Source organism: Pseudomonas sp. HT11, from assembly GCF_044875395.1.
Classification (GTDB): Bacteria; Pseudomonadota; Gammaproteobacteria; order Pseudomonadales; family Pseudomonadaceae; genus Aquipseudomonas.
This window is the reverse complement of the sequence record NZ_CP173217.1, coordinates 3,748,792-3,768,314: the sequence shown is the minus strand read 5'-3', so window position 1 is coordinate 3,768,314 and position 19,523 is coordinate 3,748,792. Positions and strand designations below refer to the sequence as shown.

Below are 19,523 nucleotides of genomic sequence, written 5' to 3'. Positions count from 1 at the left end.
TTATCGCTTTCGGTCAACGTAAAGAATGAAGCCAGGTTTTCGTTCTATAAAAGAACCGGTGCTGGATCAGACTTCGTCGGGGCTGCGCAGGTTGGTGACTGCGATTCGCTGTTCGCGGCGCTGTTCCTTTTGTGACGGCATCTCGGCGCGATACACGCCTTGATCGCCGACAACCCAGGAAAGTGGGCGACGCTCCTTGCCAATCGATTCCTGCAACAGCATCAAGCCTTGCAGAAACGCTTCGGGGCGGGGCGGGCAGCCAGGCACGTAGACGTCCACGGGCAGGAACTTGTCCACCCCTTGAACGACGGAGTAGATGTCGTACATGCCACCGGAGTTGGCGCACGAACCCATGGAGATAACCCACTTTGGCTCGAGCATTTGCTCGTAGAGACGCTGAATGATCGGCGCCATCTTGATAAAGCAGGTGCCGGCGATAACCATGAAATCCGCCTGGCGCGGTGATGCCCGGATAACTTCGGCGCCAAAGCGCGCGATGTCGTGGGGCGCCGTGAAGGCGGTGGTCATTTCCACGTAGCAGCACGAAAGACCGAAGTTGTACGGCCACAGGGAGTTCTTACGCCCCCAATTGACCGCGCCACTCAGCACGTCTTCGAGCTTGCCCATGTAGATGTTTTTGTGGACTTGGTCTTCTAACGGGTCGGAAACGGTTTCGCGTTCGCCGATTGGGTACTGCTCGTTAGGAGCATCCGGGTCGATCCTGGTGAGATTGTATTGCATCGCCAAAGCCTCATTGTTTCAGCTTCGCTTGCCGCTTGCGACGAGCTTCCGGAGCCCAGTCAAGGGCGCCCACTCGAAATAGGTAGACAAGGCCTGCCAACAGAATTGCTATGAAAACGAGGGCTTCGACGAATCCGGTCCAGCCGCTTTCGCGGACGGACACAGACCAGGCAAAGAGAAAGAGGGCTTCGATATCGAAGATCACGAACAGCATCGCGACCAGATAGAATTTGGCTGAGAGCCGCAAGCGGGCGCCACCTGTAGGCAGCATGCCGGACTCGAACGGTTCATTTTTGCTGCGGCCCCAGGCTTTTGACCCGAGGAGGCTGGAGACACCAAGCATGAAGGCGCAAAGGCCGACAACACCGAGGAGGAAAATGGCAAAGCCCCAGTTGTGGGCCATGAGTCCTGTCGCTTCGGTCATGCTGGAAATCCTTAACAGAGAGCAAAGGTCTCTGAGCTCGAAAAAGTAACGATGCAGTGACGATATGTCGCACTGCAATCAATCGCGGTGATTTTATGGCTAAACACCGGGCAAGTAAAATTCCGATAGCGAAATTATTCGACGGAATAAGCACATAGTGCACCTTCTTGGGGCTGTAGCCCTTGTGGGGCGGGGATTAGCGGGCATTTAATCAATTCTGTTTTGTTTAACGGGTAACGAAGTTTTCATGCGCTAAATGATAATGAATATTGTTTGCGCAGGGTTTAAGCGAATGTTTCTCGTGTGGCGGGGGAAGTTGCCGTTACTTGCTTGATTGGTGCTTAGTTGCTGGTGGGGATCTTTTAACTGATTTGATTCGGGCAAACACCGCTCTGGATCAATGTTTTGCGCAAAACCTTCAGGTTGCATGCATTCCCACATTTTTAATCTCCTGTGTCTCAGGGCGTTTTTTCCGGGCAAAAAAACGCCCCGAACCAGTCGGGGCGTGATTGTTGTGCGGCAATGCGGTTAGGTCTTCCATGGGGCCGCAATGGCCGTGTACTCGCTACTTAGTGGAACTGCTCTTCTTCGGTCGAACCGGTCAACGCGGTCACGGACGAGGTGCCGCCCTGGATCACGGTGGTCATGTCGTCGAAGTAGCCGGTGCCCACTTCCTGCTGGTGCGCCACAAAGGTGTAACCCTTGGCGGCGTCAGCGAATTCCTGCTCCTGCAGCTTCACGTAGGCGGTCATGTCGTTGCGGGCGTAGTCGTGCGCCAGGTTGAACATGCTGTGCCACATGTTGTGAATGCCGGCCAGGGTGATGAACTGGTGCTTGTAACCCATGGCGGAAAGTTCGCGCTGGAACTTGGCGATGGTCGCGTCGTCCAGGTTCTTCTTCCAGTTGAAAGAAGGCGAGCAGTTGTAGGACAGCAGCTGGTCCGGGTATTCCTTCTTGATCGCTTCGGCAAAGCGACGCGCTTCGTCCAGGTCCGGCTTGGCGGTTTCGCACCAGATCAGGTCGGCGTACGGCGCGTAGGCCAGGCCGCGAGCGATGGCCTGGTCGAGGCCGGCGCGCACTTTATAGAAGCCTTCCTGGGTACGTTCGCCGGTTACGAATGGCTGGTCGTACGGGTCGCAGTCCGACGTCAGCAAGTCAGCGGCGTTCGCATCGGTACGGGCCAGGATGATGGTCGGGGTGCCAGCCACGTCGGCAGCCAGGCGAGCAGCAGTCAGCTTCTGTACGGCTTCCTGAGTCGGCACCAGTACCTTGCCGCCCATGTGGCCGCATTTCTTCACCGACGCCAGTTGGTCTTCGAAGTGCACGCCGGCAGCGCCAGCCTCGATCATGCTCTTCATCAGCTCGTAGGCGTTGAGTACGCCGCCGAAACCGGCTTCAGCGTCCGCCACGATTGGTGCGAAGTAGTCGATATAGCCTTCGTCGCCCGGGCCTTTACCGGCTTTCCACTGGATCTGGTCGGCGCGGCGGAACGAGTTGTTGATGCGCTTGACCACGGTGGGTACCGAGTCCACCGGGTACAGCGATTGGTCGGGGTACATGGATTCAGCGGAGTTGTTGTCCGCTGCCACTTGCCAGCCGGACAGGTAGATCGCCTGGATACCGGCTTTTACCTGCTGGACTGCCTGGCCGCCAGTGAGGGCGCCCATGCAGTTGACGAAATCTTTTTCGGGACGGAAGGACGGCTTGGCACCCTGGGTGACCAGCTTCCACAGCTTCTCGGCGCCGAGTTTTGCAAAGGTGTGCTCAGGTTGAACCGAGCCACGCAGGCGGACGACGTCAGCAGCGGAATAAGCGCGGGTTACGCCTTTCCAGCGTGGGTTTTCAGCCCAATCTTTTTCAAGGGCTGCAATTTGCTGTTCGCGTGTCAGTGCCATGGGAAAAACCTCGTCGCATAGGTCTAGGTGGAAAATTCCATTTGCCAGCCACGTACTCAGTGCGTGGTGATGGCTGCTCGCTGACCAGAAGCTTGGCGGTCAAGCCGGGTTTGGCGGGGAGGGCGACGGGATGAACGACAGGCTCAAGGGGGAGTTGAGCAGGTAAGGGCGAACTGCGAACGGTCTTCGGGCATCGTGGGCCTTTGTACAATCCATCAGTGTGTAGCCGGGTTACCTGGTTAGCTTCCGTCCCTCGGGACAACTTCGTTCCAGTCGCAACCTCGTCAAACACACCTTGTGGGCGGTACAGACACGAATCGGCTCAGGTGGGTAGCTTAGAGCGGCGATCCGAAGGCCCTTGCCAGGGCCCCTGATTAGCGGGAGCGAGGCCATCATGCACAGGCTTTTTTGGCTCGTCAAATGTTTTGTAGTGCTTTTTTTAAAGCACTACATCTTTAGTCTAAGACGACTCATCAGTCAGTTTTTGGTGCTTCAGTTCAAGGTGTCGACCTTGACCCGCAAAGTCAGGTCATCACGGCCTTGAGTAGAGTAATTGCGGGCTGTAGAGGATTTGTCGGCCTGGGTCTCACGGTTGACGCCAGCCAGGGGGATCCACTCGCCCAGCCTGCCGCTGACAGTTGTGTCGGTACTCTGAACGTTCACTACATCGGGACGTTCCTGGCTCATGCGGTCACGGTTGGTGCTGATGGCCAGGTGCACGGTCTCGCCGGTGACGCTGGCGGTGACGTAAAAGCCTTGGGTGACGTTGCGATACTGGGTCTGGTTTTGCGGGCGGCCGTAGGCGTCGGGCTGAGTAGTGGTCAGCGGTACGCTCTGGCCAACCTGGATCAGCGCGGGCACGCCTTCACTGGCCTGGATCTGCTGGATGCCGCCGTCGCGGCTGGCGGTACCGTAGCTGATGATGCGCGTCTGGTTGTCGCCGCTGTTCTGCTGGTTGTTTTCGTTGGTGTCGACGGTAATCAGCAGGCGCTTGGCGGGTGTGTCCAACTGCGCGAGCAGCGCGCGCAGGTCCTCGATCTTGCCTGGGTCGGCGTTCACAATCAGCTGGTTGCCGTAGGCGCTGACGCTGCCGTCCTTGCCGATGAAGTTCTGCGCCACCGGCAGCAGGTCGGCGCTGGTGCGGTTGCTCAGGTTGACGACCGCGGTGTCGGCGATTGCCGAGGCGCTGACAGTCAGGAGGAGGGCGGTGAGCAGGGTGCGTAGGGACATGTCCGTTATCTCTGCGAGTCATTTAGCGTGATAGTGCCAGTTTGTCGGCCTGGCAGGTCGCAAGTTTAGTCGTGAGCCGGCTTGGTGCAGTGAGCGGCCTCGTTGTGACGAGCGAGCTTGTTGTGGCGAGCGGGCTTGCCCCGCGCTGGGCTGCGCAGCGGCCCCAATAAAAAACGCCGCGTTCTTTCAGAAAGAACGCGGCGTCTGGTTTTAGGGTCGCTGCGCAGCCCAGCGCGGGGCAAGCCCGCTCGCCACAGGGATCAGCTTTCGCGCACCATGTCCACATGCGGAATACCGACTTCAAGAAACTCATCGCTGACAATCTTGAAGCCCAGCCGCTCATAGAACGGCGCCGCATACACCTGCGCACTCAGAAACTGCTTGGTCTGACCGCGTTGCTCGGCCAGCCCAATCACCGCTTCCATCAGCTTGTCGCCAACCTTCAGGCCGCGCCAGTCCTTGAGCACCGATACACGCCCGATCTCGCCACTGGGCAGCAGGCGCGCAGTACCAATCGGAAAATCGCCTTCGAACGCCAGAAAATGCACGGCGTCGGCGTCGTCCGCGTCCCACTCAAGCTCAGGTGGAACCGATTGCTCAGCGATAAATACCGCTTCACGAATGCGCCGAATCTCGTCGATATCCTTTCGCCAGTCCGCGACACTTACGTGAATCTTATTCATCGGCAAATCCCAGGCTTCCTTGCTTGACCAATTCGCACAGCAGGTCGCGACCGTCTTCGTCTGCGAGCCACTCGCCGAGGTTTTCGCTGTGCAGGGCGTCGGCCGAGCACACCAGCTTCAACAGCTCGCGCAGTTTGCCTGGCAGGTAACGGCTTTGGCCGCTGGCGAACAGCAGTACATCGTCATCGACTTCCGACCACGCCATGCGCGCGCTTGGGTTGCGCACCAGGATCGCGCCGCCTTCCAGGCTGTTGACGAAGTCCTCTTCGCCCAATTCTTCGCCCGCCACCAGTTCAGGGTAGCGCGGCTCGGTCATGAACTGGCCAAACCAAGTCAGCAGCATGCGCTCGTCGCTCATGTGCTCGGCCAGCAGGCTCTTCAGGCGGTCCAGCGCGTCACCCTGGATCTGGTGCGGGTCGCTTGCCGGCTGGGCGTCGGCGTCGGTGTAACGCTCTTCGTCTGTCAGGTACTGGCTGAGGAAGTCGGTGAAGTGGGTCAGCACTTCAGCGGCGCTTGGCGCGCGAAAGCCTACCGAATAGGTCATGCAGTCATCTTCGGCGATACCGAAGTGTGCCAGGCGTGGCGGCAGGTAGAGCATATCGCCCGGTTCCAGCACCCATTCTTCGCTTTGTTCGAATTCGGCGAGGATGCGCAGGTCGGCATGCTGCAGCAGCGGGCTTTCGGAGTTGCACATCTGGCCGATTTTCCAGTTGCGCTTGCCTTGGGCTTGCAGCAGGAACACGTCGTAGTTATCGAAGTGCGGGCCAACGCTGCCGCCAGGTGCGGCAAAGCTGATCATCACATCGTCGATGCGCCAGCTTGGCAGGAAGCGAAAGTGCTCCAGCAACTCGGCGACTTCCGGCACGAACTGATCGACGGCCTGCACCAGCAGGGTCCACTCACGCTCGGGCAGGGTGCTGAAGGCGTCTTCGGCGAATGGGCCGCGACGCAGCTCCCACGGGCGTTCGCCGTGTTCGATCACCAGGCGCGATTCAACTTCTTCTTCCAGGGCCAAGCCGGCCAGTTCGTCGGCGTCGATCGGGCTTTCGAAATCAGGGATGGCCTGACGGATCAGCAACGGTTTTTTCTGCCAGTAGTCGCGCAGGAATTCGCGTGCCGTGATGCCGCCCAGAAGTTGAAGAGGAATATCAGGATTCATGTGTAACCTATTGAAAGAAAGCACTTTTAAGACAGGAATAAAAACGCCCGGCGCGGCCGGGCGTCTCAAGAGGGCTTGCGCGAATCAGATGCGCTTGGCTTGGGCCACCGCGTTGCCGATGTAGTTGGCCGGGGTGAGCAGTTTCAGCTCGGCCTTGGCAGCGGCTGGCATATCCAGGCCGTCGATGAAAGTTTGCAGCGCCTCGGGGCTGATGCCCTTGCCGCGCGTCAATTCTTTAAGCTTCTCGTACGGGTTTTCGATGTTGTAGCGGCGCATCACGGTCTGAATCGGCTCGGCCAACACTTCCCAGCACGCGTCCAGGTCAGCGGCGATTTTCTGCTCGTTGAGCTCAAGCTTGCTGATGCCCTTGAGGCTGGCTTCGTACGCGATCACGCTGTGAGCGAAGCCCACGCCGAGGTTGCGCAGTACGGTGGAGTCGGTCAGGTCGCGCTGCCAGCGGGAGATCGGCAACTTGCTGGCCAGGTGCTGGAACAGGGCGTTGGCGATGCCGAGGTTGCCTTCGGAGTTTTCGAAGTCGATCGGGTTGACCTTGTGCGGCATGGTCGAGGAACCGATTTCACCGGCAATGGTGCGCTGCTTGAAGTAGCCCAGGGAGATGTAACCCCAGATATCGCGGTCGAAGTCGATCAGGATGGTGTTGAAGCGTGCAATCGCGTCGAACAGCTCGGCGATGTAGTCGTGCGGTTCGATCTGCGTGGTGTAAGGGTTGAAGCCCAGGCCCAGCTCGTCTTCGATGAACGCGCGGGCATTTTCTTCCCAGTCGATTTCCGGGTAGGCAGAGAGGTGGGCGTTGTAGTTGCCCACGGCGCCGTTGATTTTGCCCAGCAGTGGCACGGCGGCGACTTGAGCGATCTGACGCTCCAGGCGGTACACCACGTTGGCCAGTTCTTTGCCCAAAGTGGTCGGCGAAGCCGGCTGGCCGTGGGTGCGCGACAGCATCGGTACGTCGGCGAAACGGATCGCCAGTTCGCGGATGGCGTTGGCGGTCTGGCGCATCAGCGGCAGCATCACGTCATCGCGGCCTTCGCGCAGCATCAGGGCGTGGGACAGGTTGTTGATGTCCTCGCTGGTGCAGGCAAAGTGGATGAACTCGCTGACCTTGGCCAGTTCCGGCAGCTTGGCCGCTTGCTCTTTGAGCAGGTATTCGATGGCTTTTACGTCGTGGTTGGTGGTGCGCTCGATCTCTTTGACACGCTCGGCGTGCTCCAGAGCGAAGTTTTCCGCCAGGGCGTTCAGCACCGCGTTGGCTTCGGCGGAGAACGCCGGCACTTCGCTGATGCCAGGGTGAGCGGCCAGGCGCTGGAGCCAGCGCACTTCAACCAGAACACGAGCACGGATCAGGCCGTATTCGCTGAAAATAGGGCGCAGGGCCTGGGTTTTGCCGGCGTAGCGGCCGTCAACAGGGGAAACCGCAGTGAGCGAAGAAAGCTGCATGGGGTGTTCTCGGACAGTCGGGCAACGAAATGGGGCGCGTATCATACATGAAAAAATCCGCCGGTCCGTTGCCAACTGACCGGCGTATTACGCGTGAGGCGATAAAAATCCTGGTTGCTGCGACTTATTCGTTGCGCATCAACGGGTAAAGCTCTTTGAGCAATTTGCGTCGGCTGATCACCAGCTGCCAACGATGACCGCCCAACTGGCGCCACAACCGTGCCGAACGGATACCGGCCAGGAGCAGGGCGCGGATTTTAGAGGCATTGTTGGGTTGCTGCAGGTTGCGCATGTCGCCGTGCACCTGGATGCGTTGGCGCAAGGTGCTCAAGGTGTCCTGGTACAGCGCGCCGCAGGCGGCGATCACGTTTTCGTGGGCCGGGCCGAAGTGCTCGACCTGGGATTGGATCTGCGGCAGGCGCTTGCCGATGGTCTCGAGCATGTCGTCACGCTTGGCCAATTGGCGCTCAAGGCCGAGCATCGACAGGGCGTAGCGCAGGGGTTCGCGCTGCAAGGTGCTCGGATCGCGCTCCAGTGCGCCGATCAGCGCGCGATAGCCTTCGCGCAGCGCCAGGTCGTCGCCGCCATAGACTTCCAGGGTGTCCTTGGGGTCGCGGATCAGCAGGCTGCCGAGCATGCAGGTCAGGCCTGCCTCCGTCACTTGGCCGGTCTTGGCGATCTTGTCGACCAGTACCGCAGCGAGGAAAACCCCACCGAGTGCGGTCAGTTGCTCCTGGGTCGGGCTCATGCCGGGTTGCTCCAGGGTTCGGCGACTTCAATCACGCCGCCCCCCAGGCAAATTTCGCCGTCATAAAACACCACGGACTGGCCAGGCGTGACCGCGCGTTGCGGGTCATCGAACGTGGCGCGATAGCCACTGGCGGTTTTCTCCAGGGTGCAAGGCTGGTCGCTCTGGCGATAGCGCACCTTGGCGGTCAGGCGGCGCGGCGTGCTCAGGTCGATCGGGTTGACCCAATAGATCTCCGAGGCCAGCAGTGCGCCCGAGAACAGCAGCGGGTGTTCATTGCCCTGGCCAACGATCAGCACATTGTTTTCCAGGTCCTTGACCAGCACGTACCACGGCTCTTCACCTGCGTCTTTCAAACCGCCGATGCCCAGGCCCTGACGCTGGCCGATGGTGTGGTACATCAGGCCGTGGTGGCGACCGATGACATCACCTTCGGTGGTTTTGATTTCACCCGGTTGTGCCGGCAGGTACTGCTTGAGGAAGTCGCTGAAGCGGCGCTCGCCGATAAAGCAGATCCCGGTGGAGTCCTTTTTCTTGGCGGTGGCCAGGCCGTGTTTCTCGGCAATCCTGCGCACTTCGGGTTTTTCCAGCTCGCCCACCGGGAACAGGGTCTTGGCGATCTGTTCGCCGCCGACGGCGTGCAGGAAGTAGCTCTGGTCCTTGTTCGGGTCCAGGCCTTTGAGCAGTTCGGTGCGGTCATCCACGTCGCGACGGCGCACGTAGTGGCCGGTAGCGATCAGGTCGGCGCCAAGGATCATGGCGTAGTCGAGAAACGCCTTGAACTTGATTTCGCGGTTGCACAGGATGTCCGGGTTCGGCGTGCGGCCGGCCTTGTATTCGGCCAGGAAGTGCTCGAACACGTTGTCCCAGTACTCGGCGGCGAAATTGGCGGTGTGCAACTTGATGCCGATCTTGTCGCACACGGCCTGGGCGTCCGCGAGGTCGTCCATGGCGGTGCAATATTCCGTTCCATCGTCTTCTTCCCAGTTCTTCATGAACAGGCCTTCCACCTCATAACCCTGCTCCATGAGCAGAACGGCGGAAACGGAAGAATCCACGCCGCCGGACATACCGACGATGACGCGCTTCTTTTGTGTGTCAGAAGGGGCTGGATCACGCATAGGATTTCAACGGGTGTCTTTAAAAAGGACGCGATTCTAGCAGGCTCGCGTCCGCAAGGCTAAAGAGAAGGGCGGATCAGTTCCAGACTGTGGCGCTGGCCGCTCAAATAATCATCGATGCAACGGATGATCAACTCGCTGCGCCAGTCATCGCGCAGGGCCATCAGCTCGTCGCGGGTCAGCCAGCGGGCGCGGACGATGCCGTCGTCCAGTTGATAGTCCGGGTGGTGTTTCAGCGCCTTGGCGGTGAAGCAGACCCGCTGGTAGGTCACGCCATTGCTGGGCGCGGTGTACAGGTAGATCCCGACAATGCCGGTAGCCTCGACGTCCCAGCCGGTTTCTTCAAGGGTTTCGCGCACGGCGGCTTCGGTCAGGGTTTCGTTCGGGTCCAGGTGGCCGGCGGGCTGGTTGAGCACGGCGCGGCCGCCCTTGAGTTCCTCGACCATCAGGAAGCGGCCGTTGTCTTCGACGAGGGTGGCGACGGTGATGTGGGGTTGCCAGGTCATGGGAGGCCTCGATTCAAGATATGACGCGGTGTTTGGGCACAATTGCGGTCAGTGTGGGAGGGGGCTTGCCCCCGATGACGGTGTGTCAATTACCAATAGCTCGACTGATCCATCGCTATCGGGGGCAAGCCCCTTCCCACATTTGATCCGGTTTCTTGCGTAGAACGGCAAAAACAGAAACCCCGGCACGGGGCCGGGGCTTCTTTGCATCCTTACAACCTTACTTCAACTTGGCAATCGCCGCGTTGAGGGTGTTGCTTGGGCGCATGGCTTTGCTGGTCAGTTCCGGGTTCGGCGCGTAGTAGCCGCCGATATCCACTGGCTTGCCCTGCACGGCGTTCAGCTCGGCAACGATGGTCGCCTCGTTGTCGCTCAGGGTTTTGGCCAGTTCGCCGAACTGCGCTTGCAGTGCAGTGTCTTCGGTCTGGGCGGCCAGGGCTTGAGCCCAGTACAGCGCCAGGTAGAAGTGGCTGCCGCGGTTGTCGATGTTGCCGACTTTGCGCGATGGCGACTTGTTGTTGTCCAGGAACTGGCCAGTGGCCTGGTCCAGGGTCTTGGACAGCACCAGGGCTTTCGGGTTGTTGTAAGTGACACCCAAATGCTCAAGGGATGCTGCCAGGGCCAGGAACTCGCCCAGGGAATCCCAGCGCAGGAAGTTCTCTTCAACCAGCTGCTGCACGTGTTTCGGAGCCGAACCGCCGGCGCCGGTTTCGAACAGGCCACCGCCGTTCATCAGCGGCACGATCGACAGCATCTTGGCGCTGGTGCCCAGTTCCATGATCGGGAACAGGTCGGTCAGGTAGTCGCGCAGTACGTTGCCGGTCACCGAGATGGTGTCCAGGCCTTTGCGGGTGCGCTCCAGGGTGAACTTCATCGCGTCGACCGGCGACATGATGCGGATGTCCAGGCCGTCGGTGTTGTGGTCTTTCAGGTAGGCCTGAACTTTCTCGACCACGACGCCGTCGTGCGCGCGCTGTGGGTCCAGCCAGAAAATGGCCGGGGTGCTGCTGGCGCGGGCACGGTTGACGGCCAGTTTGACCCAGTCCTGGATCGGCGCGTCTTTGGTCTGGCACATGCGGAAGATGTCGCCGGCTTCAACAGCCTGTTCCATCAGCAGGTTGCCCTTGCTGTCGGTGACGCGGACAACGCCGTCAGCCTTGATCTGGAAGGTCTTGTCGTGAGAGCCGTACTCTTCGGCTTTCTTCGCCATCAGGCCAACGTTTGGCACGCTGCCCATGGTGGTTGGGTCGAAAGCGCCATTGGCCTTGCAGTCTTCGATGACGGCTTGGTAGATGGTGGCGTAGCAGCGATCCGGGATCACCGCCTTGGTGTCGTGCAGCTGGCCGTCGGTGCCCCACATCTTGCCGGAGTCACGGATCATGGCCGGCATCGAGGCGTCGACGATGACGTCGCTCGGCACGTGCAGGTTGGTGATGCCTTTGTCGGAGTTGACCATCGCAAGCGATGGGCGAGCGGCGTAGACCGCCTTAATGTCGGCTTCGATCTGCGCTTGCTGCTCGGCCGGCAAGGCCTTGATGCGAGCGTACAGGTCGCCGATGCCGTTGTTCAGGTTGAAGCCGATCTGCTCCAGCACGGCAGCGTGCTTGGTCAGGGCGTCTTTATAGAACTCGGCAACGATCTGGCCGAACATGATCGGGTCGGAGACCTTCATCATGGTGGCTTTGAGGTGAACCGACAGCAGCACGCCTTGTTTCTTGGCGTCTTCGATTTCGGCGGCGATGAACGCGCGCAGGGCTTTTTTGCTCAGCACGGCGGTGTCGATGATTTCGCCAGCTTGTACCGAAGTCTTTTCTTTCAGCACGGTAGCGGTGCCGTCTTTGGCAACCAGCTCGATCTTCACTGCGTCAGCGGCTTCGATCTGTACGGCTTTTTCGCTGCCGTAGAAGTCGCCGTTGCTCATGTGAGCGACGTGCGACTTGGAGTCTGCAGCCCAGGCGCCCATTTTGTGCGGGTGCTTGCGTGCGTAGTTCTTGACCGACAGCGGTGCGCGGCGGTCAGAGTTGCCTTCGCGCAGTACCGGGTTCACGGCGCTGCCCTTGACCTTGTCGTAACGTGCACGGGTTTCTTTTTCCGCGTCGGTGGTTACGGTTTCCGGGTAGTCCGGCAGGGCGTAGCCCTGGGCCTGCAGCTCCTTGATCGCCGCTTGCAGCTGCGGGGTCGAGGCGCTGATGTTAGGCAGCTTGATGATGTTGGCTTCAGGCGTAACGGCCAGGTCGCCCAGTTCGGCGAGGTGGTCCGGGATAGCCTTGGTGCCCAGTTGCTCGGGGAAGCTTGCGAGGATGCGCGCGGCGAGGGAAATGTCGCGGGTTTCCACAGCAATATCAGCGGAAGCGGTGAAGGCCTCTACGATAGGCAGCAATGAATAGGTGGCGAGGGCTGGGGCTTCGTCGGTGAAGGTGTAGATGATCTTCGAGCGGGTGGGCATATTCGGATTAACTCTCTTCTTTGCTGAAAGCGTGCGCAGAAACTCGAGATGCGCCGGGTGGAGCGCGTTCGTTCAAAGTCATCCATGAGCGAAATGTCGAGGTTTCTTCGCGGTGATGTTGGGTTGCATCAGTCGAGCGTCAAGCGGTTGGACTATTGTAATAGTCCTGCTTTCTGGCTGAAGGCTACTGTCTAGAGCGGTCAGCTGTCGTGACTCTTGGGTCAGCGGCGGCATTATACATACGTCGCTATGCTTACGCCGAGCCTTCATACAAAAGGTGCGTCGTCCATTGGTCTAAAGGTCGCAGGTTGCCAGGTACGACTAACGTCGCACGATGTGCTCAAGATTGGCGATTTTGCCTTTGCTTTCAGGCTTGTAGGCGACCAAATATGCTGTTTTCGATGCAAATGAGCGTGGCGCGAGGTTTCAGTCGCCATATATCTGGAGTAGGCTCGAACGCAGCCAGATGTTCAATCCATAGATGGAGTTCAGCATGGGATACAAGAAGATTCAGGTTCCGGCAGTCGGCGACAAAATCACCGTCAATGCAGACCATTCTCTCAATGTTCCTGACCAACCGATCATCCCTTATATAGAAGGCGACGGTATTGGCGTCGACATCAGCCCGGTGATGATCAAGGTGGTCGACGCCGCTGTTGAAAAGGCTTACGGCGGCAAGCGCAAGATCTCTTGGATGGAGGTGTACGCGGGCGAGAAAGCGACTCAAGTCTACGATCAGGACACCTGGCTGCCCCAGGAAACCCTGGATGCGGTCAAGGATTACGTGGTCTCCATCAAGGGGCCCCTGACCACGCCGGTCGGCGGTGGCATTCGTTCGTTGAACGTGGCCCTGCGTCAACAACTCGACCTTTATGTGTGCCTGCGCCCGGTGCGCTGGTTTGAAGGTGTGCCCAGCCCGGTCAAAAAGCCTGGCGATGTCGATATGACGATCTTTCGTGAGAACTCCGAGGATATTTACGCCGGCATCGAGTGGAAGGCCGGCTCGCCGGAAGCGATCAAGGTGATCAAGTTTCTCAAGGAAGAAATGGGCGTCACCAAGATCCGCTTCGACCAGGACTGCGGGATTGGCGTCAAGCCGGTCTCCAAAGAGGGCACCAAACGTCTGGCGCGTAAGGCCCTGCAATATGTGGTGGATAACGACCGTGATTCGCTGACCATTGTGCACAAAGGCAACATCATGAAGTTCACCGAGGGCGCCTTCAAGGAGTGGGCCTACGAAGTGGCGGCTGAAGAATTTGGTGCGACGCTGCTCGACGGTGGGCCGTGGATGCAGTTCAAAAATCCTAAAACCGGCAAGAACGTGGTGGTCAAGGACGCCATTGCCGATGCCATGCTTCAGCAAATTCTGCTGCGTCCGGCCGAATATGACGTGATCGCGACCCTCAACCTGAACGGTGACTACCTTTCCGACGCCCTGGCGGCGGAGGTGGGAGGGATTGGTATTGCGCCGGGGGCCAACCTGTCCGATACCGTGGCGATGTTCGAAGCCACCCATGGCACGGCGCCCAAGTATGCGGGCAAGGATCAGGTCAACCCGGGTTCATTGATCCTGTCGGCGGAAATGATGCTGCGCCATATGGGCTGGACCGAAGCCGCCGACTTGATCATCAAGGGCACCAATGGCGCGATTTCGGCCAAGACCGTGACCTATGACTTCGAGCGCTTGATGGACGGCGCCAAGCTGGTGTCGTCATCGGGCTTTGGTGATGCGCTGATTTCGCATATGTAAATCACGGGCCATAAAAAACCGGCCATTCTGAAGTCTCGGAATGGCCGGTTTTTTGTGGGGCGCTTACTGAAAAAACTGATCAGGCCGTTTGCTTCTTCTTTGATTGAGTGGGCTGATCTGTCTTGAGCTTCTTTTCGTGCATTTCTTCAGGTGGTTGCGCCTCTGTTTGCGCCTCAGCCGCCGAGATTGCAACCGCGTGCAGTCCCTTGGGCCCCTGAATGGTTTCAAATGTCACTGCTTGGCCCGCTTTCAGCGTCTTGTACCCGTCCATGGTAATCGCTGAATAATGCGCAAAGAGATCTTCTTCGGGTTTTCCTTCTGCATTTATGAAACCGTAGCCTTTGGCATTGTTAAACCATTTGACCTTGCCATTGATCTTGACGCCAGACATACCATATCCCTCTGCACCAGACTCCATCACTGGAGTATCATCCAGTTTATCCGTCCTAACCCGAATAAATAAGGTTGACTGCGCGGACCTTTTTTACCCACTGTGGGCTCTATTGGTTGTAACACTGATTCGCCGATAGTCAAGGCGACCATTGGGTCAGAGTTGAAATTCTGACAGGTCGCCCCCATCACTGTACTTGAACCACTGACGAACCTTTCTTTCCATGCATGCAAACAGCCAGATTCGACTAACATTCAATCAGGATCGCCCGGATCAGGAACATGACGACGACGGTTCTGCGGGCATTGCTGTTCAGGAAGCGAAGCCTGCCTTACAGGCGCCGCCGATGTACAAGGTGGTTTTGTTCAATGATGACTACACACCGATGGATTTCGTGGTCGAAGTGCTCGAGGTGTTTTTTAACCTGAACCGCGAGTTGGCGACCAAGGTAATGCTGGCCGTTCACACAGAAGGACGGGCAGTATGTGGAGTGTTTACCCGCGACATCGCCGAGACAAAGGCCATGCAGGTCAACCAGTACGCCAGGGAAAGCCAGCATCCGCTACTCTGTGAAATCGAGAAGGACGGTTAACGCCGACCACTTGGGTATGAGGTGAAGCTATGTTAAACCGCGAGCTCGAAGTCACCCTCAATCTTGCCTTCAAGGAGGCCCGTTCGAAGCGTCATGAATTCATGACCGTCGAGCACCTGCTGCTGGCACTTTTGGATAACGAAGCTGCCGCCACCGTGCTACGTGCGTGCGGCGCCAACCTCGACAAACTCAAGCATGACCTGCAGGAGTTTATCGACTCCACTACGCCACTGATTCCCGTGCATGACGAGGACCGCGAAACCCAGCCAACCCTGGGCTTCCAGCGGGTCTTGCAGCGTGCGGTATTCCACGTCCAGAGCTCCGGCAAGCGTGAAGTCACAGGCGCCAATGTGCTTGTGGCTATCTTCAGCGAACAGGAAAGCCAGGCAGTGTTTCTGCTCAAGCAGCAGAGCGTTGCGCGTATTGATGTCGTCAACTACATCGCCCACGGTATCTCCAAGGTGCCAGGGCACGGCGATCATTCCGAGGGTGAGCAGGATATGCAGGACGACGAGGGCGGTGAGTCTTCTTCTTCAAGCAACCCGCTGGATGCCTATGCCAGCAACCTCAACGAGTTGGCGCGCCAGGGGCGGATCGATCCGCTGGTGGGCCGCGAGCTTGAAGTTGAGCGTGTAGCGCAGATCCTCGCGCGTCGTCGCAAAAACAACCCATTGCTGGTGGGCGAGGCGGGCGTGGGTAAAACCGCGATTGCTGAAGGCCTGGCCAAACGTATTGTCGATAATCAGGTGCCTGACCTGCTGGCCAACAGTGTCGTCTACTCCCTTGACCTGGGCGCATTGCTCGCCGGGACCAAGTACCGTGGCGACTTCGAGAAGCGCTTCAAGGCGCTGCTCGGTGAGCTGAAAAAGCGCCCGCAGGCGATCCTGTTTATCGATGAGATCCACACCATCATTGGCGCCGGTGCGGCTTCCGGTGGGGTGATGGACGCCTCCAACCTGCTCAAGCCGTTGCTGTCGTCGGGTGATATCCGCTGCATCGGTTCGACCACCTTCCAGGAATTTCGCGGGATCTTCGAGAAAGACCGCGCCTTGGCGCGTCGCTTCCAGAAAGTCGACGTGTCCGAGCCTTCGGTTGAAGACACCATCGGCATCCTGCGTGGGCTCAAGGGGCGTTTCGAAGCGCACCATGGCATCGAGTACACCGATGAGGCGTTGCGCGCAGCGGCCGAGCTGGCGTCACGCTACATCAATGACCGGCATATGCCGGACAAGGCCATCGACGTCATCGACGAGGCGGGTGCCTACCAGCGCCTGCAACCGGTAGAGAAGCGCGTGAAGCGCATCGACGTGCCTCAGGTCGAGGACATCGTGGCGAAGATCGCGCGGATTCCGCCAAAACACGTCACCAGTTCCGACAAGGAACTGCTGCGTAACCTGGAGCGTGACCTCAAGCTCACCGTGTTCGGTCAGGATGCGGCCATCGACTCGCTGTCCACCGCGATCAAGCTGTCGCGCGCGGGCCTCAAGTCGCCGGACAAGCCGGTCGGTTCGTTCCTGTTCGCAGGCCCTACCGGCGTCGGCAAGACCGAGGCGGCGCGGCAGTTGGCCAAGGCCATGGGCATTGAGCTGGTGCGCTTTGACATGTCCGAATACATGGAGCGCCACACGGTGTCGCGCCTGATCGGTGCGCCTCCGGGCTACGTCGGTTTCGACCAGGGCGGTCTGTTGACCGAAGCAATCACCAAGCAGCCGCATTGCGTGTTGCTGCTCGATGAAATCGAGAAGGCCCACCCGGAAGTCTTCAACCTGCTGCTGCAGGTCATGGACCACGGGACCCTGACTGATAACAACGGGCGCAAGGCGGACTTCCGCAACGTGATCGTGATCATGACCACCAACGCCGGTGCTGAAACCGCCGCGCGGGCTTCGATCGGCTTTACGCATCAGGATCACTCCTCTGATGCAATGGAAGTGATCAAGAAAAGCTTCACGCCGGAGTTCCGCAACCGCCTGGACACCATTATCCAGTTTGGTCGCCTCAGCCATGAGGTTATCAAAAGCGTGGTGGATAAGTTCCTTACCGAGCTTCAAGCGCAGTTGGAAGACAAGCGCGTGCAGCTGGACGTAACGGACGCGGCGCGCAATTGGTTGGCGGAGGGTGGTTACGACGCGGCAATGGGCGCTCGCCCAATGGCACGTCTGATCCAGGACAAGATCAAGCGGCCATTGGCCGAAGAGATCCTGTTCGGCGAGCTCTCCGACCATGGTGGCGTGGTGCATATCGATTTGAAGGACGGCGAGCTGACCTTCGATTTCGAAACCACGGCCGAAATGGCCTGATATCGCTGACCGCAACAAAGCAAAAAGGCGCCCAAGGGCGCCTTTTTGCTGTCTGTCTCAAACACTGAAGATCAACTGTGGGAGCTGGCTTGCCTGCGATTGGATGGATCAGTCAGCGACGCGCTTACTGTCATACCGCTATCGCCAGGCAAGCAACTCCTTTATTAATCGCACACACAAAAACGCCCGGCAGAACCGGGCGTTTTGTATTGACTTGATTAACGAGCGCGGTAAGTGATGCGCCCTTTGCTCAAGTCATAGGGCGTCAGCTCGACGCGCACCTTGTCACCGGTAAGAATACGAATGTAGTTCTTGCGCATCTTGCCGGAGATATGCGCGGTTACGACGTGCCCATTTTCCAACTCCACACGAAACATGGTGTTGGGCAGGGTGTCGACGACAGTGCCTTCCATTTCGAAGCTGTCTTCTTTCGACATGCAGTAAAGCCCTCGGTATCCAGTGAATGGCCCGGTGCAACTGCGCCAGGCAAAAGCGGCGTGCATTGTGCCCGAAAAAGGGTGTTTAAGCCAAGGGGTTCTAGTTAAGCGTGACCCATCTTTGATTAATAAGTAGCTCAATCGGCCGATATTGGGTCTTGTAGTTCATCTTTTTGCAGTTTTTTATCCAGTAACCGAGGTACACCGCCTCCAGTTCCAGGCGCAAGGCTTCACCGATTTGCCACAGAATTGCAAAGCGTCCCAGGCTGCGACGTTCTTCGCTTGGCTCGTAGAACGTGTACACCGCCGACAGGCCGTTGGGCAGCAGATCGGTCACGGCCACCGCCAGCAGGCGTCCGTCCAGGCGAAACTCATAGAACCGAGAAAACGGCAGGTCGCGCACCAGGAATGTCGAAAACTGATCGCGACTGGGTGGGAACATATCGCCGTCGGCATGGCGTTGTTCGATGTAGCGCTGGTAGAGATCGAAATATTCTTCGCTGTACTGAGGCTTGGTGGCGGTCACCGTCAGGTCGGCATTGCGCTTGAGGATACGTTTCTGGTTACGGTCCGGCAAAAACTGCGCAGCCGGGATGCGTGCCGGCACGCAAGCATTGCAGTTCTGGCAATGGGGGCGGTACAGGTGATCGCCGCTGCGCCGAAAACCCATCTCTGACAGGTCGGCGTACACGTGCACGTCCATTGGCTGGCTGGGGTCGAGGAACAGCGTGGTGGCCTGCTCGTCGGGCAGATAGCTGCAAGAGTGGGCTTGAGTGGCATAAAACTTCAAGCGCGCCAGCTCGGTCATGATCAACCCTCGGGATAAGCTTTGAAATAAGTGTAAGCCAGGTGCGAGAAAGTCGCCTAGGAAACCCACGGTCCAGAGCTGGGTTGGTCCAAATGGTTGCGCAGGAAGGCCGCGAAATCACTGCGCGGTATGGCGCGCGCGCCAAGGCTGTGCAGGTGATCATTGGGCATCTGGCAGTCGATCAACACAAAACCCCAGGCCTGCAACTGCCGGGTCAGGGTGGCGAAACCGAATTTCGACGCGTTGTCGGCACGGCTGAACATGGATTCGCCAAAGAACAATTGGCCCATCGCCAGCCCATACAGACCGCCAACCAGTTCGCCGCCATCCCACACTTCCACTGAGTGCGCGTAGCCGCGCTGGTGCAGCTCCAGGTAGGCGCTCTGGATGCCCTCGGTGATCCAGGTGCCATCGGCGTAGCTGCGCGGTGCGGCGCACGCCTGGATGACGGCAGCGAAGTCCTGGTCGAACGTCACGCTATAACGCTGCTGGCGCAGCAGTTTGCCGAGGCTGCGCGAGACATGCAGTTCGTCGGGGAATATCACGGTGCGCGGGTCGGGTGACCACCAAAGAATCGGCTGGCCTTGCGAGAACCATGGAAAGCAGCCATGGCGGTAAGCCTCGATCAGGCGTTCGGCCGACAGGTCGCCGCCGGCGGCAAGCAGGCCATTGGGTTCGCGCATGGCCTTGGCCAGCGGCGGAAAAGTCAGGGAGTCGCGTTGCAACCAGGTCAGCATGGCATCCAGGCTTACGGAAGGGGAGGGGAGTGGCAGACGGGTCGCCTGCCGCGGCAGGGGTGATTATTGTCGACACAGCGCTGTGGGGCCAGCCCGAATC

Annotated in this window: 18 protein-coding genes; 3 read left to right on the top strand and 15 right to left on the bottom strand. The window is 58.9% G+C overall.

All coding sequences use genetic code 11. The features are described 5' to 3' along the window. Positions 1 to 66 precede the first annotated feature (66 nt). The 11 genes from ABWL43_RS17300 to ABWL43_RS17250 form a co-directional block, all read right to left on the bottom strand. The gene (locus ABWL43_RS17300; protein ID WP_003174719.1) at positions 67 to 741 is read right to left on the bottom strand and encodes an NADH-quinone oxidoreductase subunit B family protein; all 675 of its coding nucleotides are present in this window, start codon (positions 739 to 741) and stop codon (positions 67 to 69) included. 10 nt (positions 742 to 751) lie between these two features. Then, entirely contained in the window at positions 752 to 1,165 is a 414-nt protein-coding gene (locus ABWL43_RS17295) for an NADH-quinone oxidoreductase subunit A (RefSeq protein WP_003219575.1), read from the bottom strand. 569 nt (positions 1,166 to 1,734) lie between these two features. Further along, positions 1,735 to 3,060 carry an isocitrate lyase gene (gene aceA, locus ABWL43_RS17290; RefSeq protein WP_003219577.1) on the bottom strand — a complete coding sequence of 442 codons (1,326 nt, stop codon included), beginning with the start codon at positions 3,058 to 3,060 and terminating at the stop codon, positions 1,735 to 1,737. A 492-nt stretch (positions 3,061 to 3,552) separates the two neighbouring features. After that, positions 3,553 to 4,290: a secretin N-terminal domain-containing protein gene (locus ABWL43_RS17285; protein WP_404483269.1), complete on the bottom strand. Its 738-nt coding sequence runs from the start codon at positions 4,288 to 4,290 to the stop codon at positions 3,553 to 3,555. 260 nt (positions 4,291 to 4,550) lie between these two features. After that, the gene (locus ABWL43_RS17280; RefSeq protein WP_404483267.1) at positions 4,551 to 4,973 is read right to left on the bottom strand and encodes a GNAT family N-acetyltransferase; all 423 of its coding nucleotides are present in this window, start codon (positions 4,971 to 4,973) and stop codon (positions 4,551 to 4,553) included. Then, positions 4,966 to 6,132: a cupin domain-containing protein gene (locus tag ABWL43_RS17275; protein WP_124417851.1), complete on the bottom strand. Its 1,167-nt coding sequence runs from the start codon at positions 6,130 to 6,132 to the stop codon at positions 4,966 to 4,968. The genes ABWL43_RS17280 and ABWL43_RS17275 overlap by 8 nt, the downstream gene beginning before the upstream one ends. 84 nt (positions 6,133 to 6,216) lie before the next feature. Then, positions 6,217 to 7,587, bottom strand: coding sequence for an adenylosuccinate lyase (gene purB, locus ABWL43_RS17270; protein ID WP_119736269.1), 1,371 nt, complete (start codon positions 7,585 to 7,587; stop codon positions 6,217 to 6,219). Between the two features lie 124 nt (positions 7,588 to 7,711). Beyond that, a complete protein-coding gene (hflD, locus tag ABWL43_RS17265) occupies positions 7,712 to 8,335 on the bottom strand; it encodes a high frequency lysogenization protein HflD (RefSeq protein ID WP_046068637.1) in 624 nt (207 codons plus the stop codon). Then, positions 8,332 to 9,456 (bottom strand): tRNA 2-thiouridine(34) synthase MnmA, encoded by a 1,125-nt coding sequence (mnmA, locus tag ABWL43_RS17260; protein ID WP_262207367.1) that lies wholly within the window; start codon positions 9,454 to 9,456, stop codon positions 8,332 to 8,334. The genes hflD and mnmA overlap by 4 nt, the downstream gene beginning before the upstream one ends. A 59-nt stretch (positions 9,457 to 9,515) precedes the next feature. Then, on the bottom strand, positions 9,516 to 9,962 hold the full coding sequence (locus ABWL43_RS17255) for an NUDIX hydrolase (RefSeq protein WP_124417848.1): 447 nt from the start codon (positions 9,960 to 9,962) through the stop codon (positions 9,516 to 9,518). A gap of 220 nt (positions 9,963 to 10,182) precedes the next feature. Then, complete coding sequence (locus ABWL43_RS17250) at positions 10,183 to 12,408, bottom strand: NADP-dependent isocitrate dehydrogenase (RefSeq protein WP_404483264.1); 2,226 nt, start codon at positions 12,406 to 12,408, stop codon at positions 10,183 to 10,185. 493 nt (positions 12,409 to 12,901) lie between these two features. Between ABWL43_RS17250 and icd the strand changes: the two genes are divergently transcribed. Beyond that, entirely contained in the window at positions 12,902 to 14,158 is a 1,257-nt protein-coding gene (gene icd / locus ABWL43_RS17245; protein ID WP_122729012.1) for an NADP-dependent isocitrate dehydrogenase, read from the top strand. A gap of 79 nt (positions 14,159 to 14,237) precedes the next feature. Here the strand turns inward: icd and cspD are convergent, their stop codons facing one another. Then, a complete protein-coding gene (gene cspD, locus ABWL43_RS17240; protein WP_145164692.1) occupies positions 14,238 to 14,549 on the bottom strand; it encodes a cold shock domain-containing protein CspD in 312 nt (103 codons plus the stop codon). A 223-nt stretch (positions 14,550 to 14,772) separates the two neighbouring features. Here cspD and clpS point away from each other — a divergent pair, with 223 nt between their 5' ends. Together clpS and clpA are read left to right on the top strand one after the other, a co-directional pair. Continuing rightward, positions 14,773 to 15,141, top strand: a complete 369-nt coding sequence (clpS, locus tag ABWL43_RS17235) for an ATP-dependent Clp protease adapter ClpS (RefSeq protein ID WP_005789091.1) — start codon at positions 14,773 to 14,775, stop codon at positions 15,139 to 15,141. Positions 15,142 to 15,170: 29 nt separating this feature from the next. After that, the gene (gene clpA / locus ABWL43_RS17230; protein WP_106579861.1) at positions 15,171 to 17,441 is read left to right on the top strand and encodes an ATP-dependent Clp protease ATP-binding subunit ClpA; all 2,271 of its coding nucleotides are present in this window, start codon (positions 15,171 to 15,173) and stop codon (positions 17,439 to 17,441) included. Between the two features lie 218 nt (positions 17,442 to 17,659). On the opposite strand, the gene infA is transcribed toward clpA, so the two are convergent. The 3 genes from infA to aat all read right to left on the bottom strand — a co-directional run bounded on the left by infA (position 17,660) and on the right by aat (position 19,423). Next, the gene (infA, locus tag ABWL43_RS17225; protein ID WP_002553999.1) at positions 17,660 to 17,878 is read right to left on the bottom strand and encodes a translation initiation factor IF-1; all 219 of its coding nucleotides are present in this window, start codon (positions 17,876 to 17,878) and stop codon (positions 17,660 to 17,662) included. Positions 17,879 to 17,978: 100 nt separating this feature from the next. Beyond that, positions 17,979 to 18,686, bottom strand: coding sequence for an arginyltransferase (locus ABWL43_RS17220; RefSeq protein WP_145164694.1), 708 nt, complete (start codon positions 18,684 to 18,686; stop codon positions 17,979 to 17,981). Between the two features lie 56 nt (positions 18,687 to 18,742). Beyond that, entirely contained in the window at positions 18,743 to 19,423 is a 681-nt protein-coding gene (aat, locus tag ABWL43_RS17215) for a leucyl/phenylalanyl-tRNA--protein transferase (RefSeq protein ID WP_404483261.1), read from the bottom strand. Between the last annotated feature and the right edge of the window lie 100 nt (positions 19,424 to 19,523).

What these genes read in the sequence shown, in the direction of transcription:
- ABWL43_RS17275 (WP_124417851.1), bottom strand. Translation starts at nt 6,132, where the DNA reads ATGAATCCTGATATTCCTCTTCAACTTCTGGGCGGCATCACGGCACGC.
- ABWL43_RS17285 (WP_404483269.1), bottom strand. Translation starts at nt 4,290, where the DNA reads ATGTCCCTACGCACCCTGCTCACCGCCCTCCTCCTGACTGTCAGCGCC.
- aat (WP_404483261.1), bottom strand. Translation starts at nt 19,423, where the DNA reads ATGCTGACCTGGTTGCAACGCGACTCCCTGACTTTTCCGCCGCTGGCC.
- cspD (WP_145164692.1), bottom strand. Translation starts at nt 14,549, where the DNA reads ATGTCTGGCGTCAAGATCAATGGCAAGGTCAAATGGTTTAACAATGCC.
- ABWL43_RS17280 (WP_404483267.1), bottom strand. Translation starts at nt 4,973, where the DNA reads ATGAATAAGATTCACGTAAGTGTCGCGGACTGGCGAAAGGATATCGAC.
- infA (WP_002553999.1), bottom strand. Translation starts at nt 17,878, where the DNA reads ATGTCGAAAGAAGACAGCTTCGAAATGGAAGGCACTGTCGTCGACACC.
- ABWL43_RS17300 (WP_003174719.1), bottom strand. Translation starts at nt 741, where the DNA reads ATGCAATACAATCTCACCAGGATCGACCCGGATGCTCCTAACGAGCAG.
- clpS (WP_005789091.1), top strand. Translation starts at nt 14,773, where the DNA reads ATGCATGCAAACAGCCAGATTCGACTAACATTCAATCAGGATCGCCCG.
- ABWL43_RS17295 (WP_003219575.1), bottom strand. Translation starts at nt 1,165, where the DNA reads ATGACCGAAGCGACAGGACTCATGGCCCACAACTGGGGCTTTGCCATT.
- mnmA (WP_262207367.1), bottom strand. Translation starts at nt 9,456, where the DNA reads ATGCGTGATCCAGCCCCTTCTGACACACAAAAGAAGCGCGTCATCGTC.
- ABWL43_RS17220 (WP_145164694.1), bottom strand. Translation starts at nt 18,686, where the DNA reads ATGACCGAGCTGGCGCGCTTGAAGTTTTATGCCACTCAAGCCCACTCT.
- aceA (WP_003219577.1), bottom strand. Translation starts at nt 3,060, where the DNA reads ATGGCACTGACACGCGAACAGCAAATTGCAGCCCTTGAAAAAGATTGG.
- ABWL43_RS17255 (WP_124417848.1), bottom strand. Translation starts at nt 9,962, where the DNA reads ATGACCTGGCAACCCCACATCACCGTCGCCACCCTCGTCGAAGACAAC.
- hflD (WP_046068637.1), bottom strand. Translation starts at nt 8,335, where the DNA reads ATGAGCCCGACCCAGGAGCAACTGACCGCACTCGGTGGGGTTTTCCTC.
- clpA (WP_106579861.1), top strand. Translation starts at nt 15,171, where the DNA reads ATGTTAAACCGCGAGCTCGAAGTCACCCTCAATCTTGCCTTCAAGGAG.
- purB (WP_119736269.1), bottom strand. Translation starts at nt 7,587, where the DNA reads ATGCAGCTTTCTTCGCTCACTGCGGTTTCCCCTGTTGACGGCCGCTAC.
- icd (WP_122729012.1), top strand. Translation starts at nt 12,902, where the DNA reads ATGGGATACAAGAAGATTCAGGTTCCGGCAGTCGGCGACAAAATCACC.
- ABWL43_RS17250 (WP_404483264.1), bottom strand. Translation starts at nt 12,408, where the DNA reads ATGCCCACCCGCTCGAAGATCATCTACACCTTCACCGACGAAGCCCCA.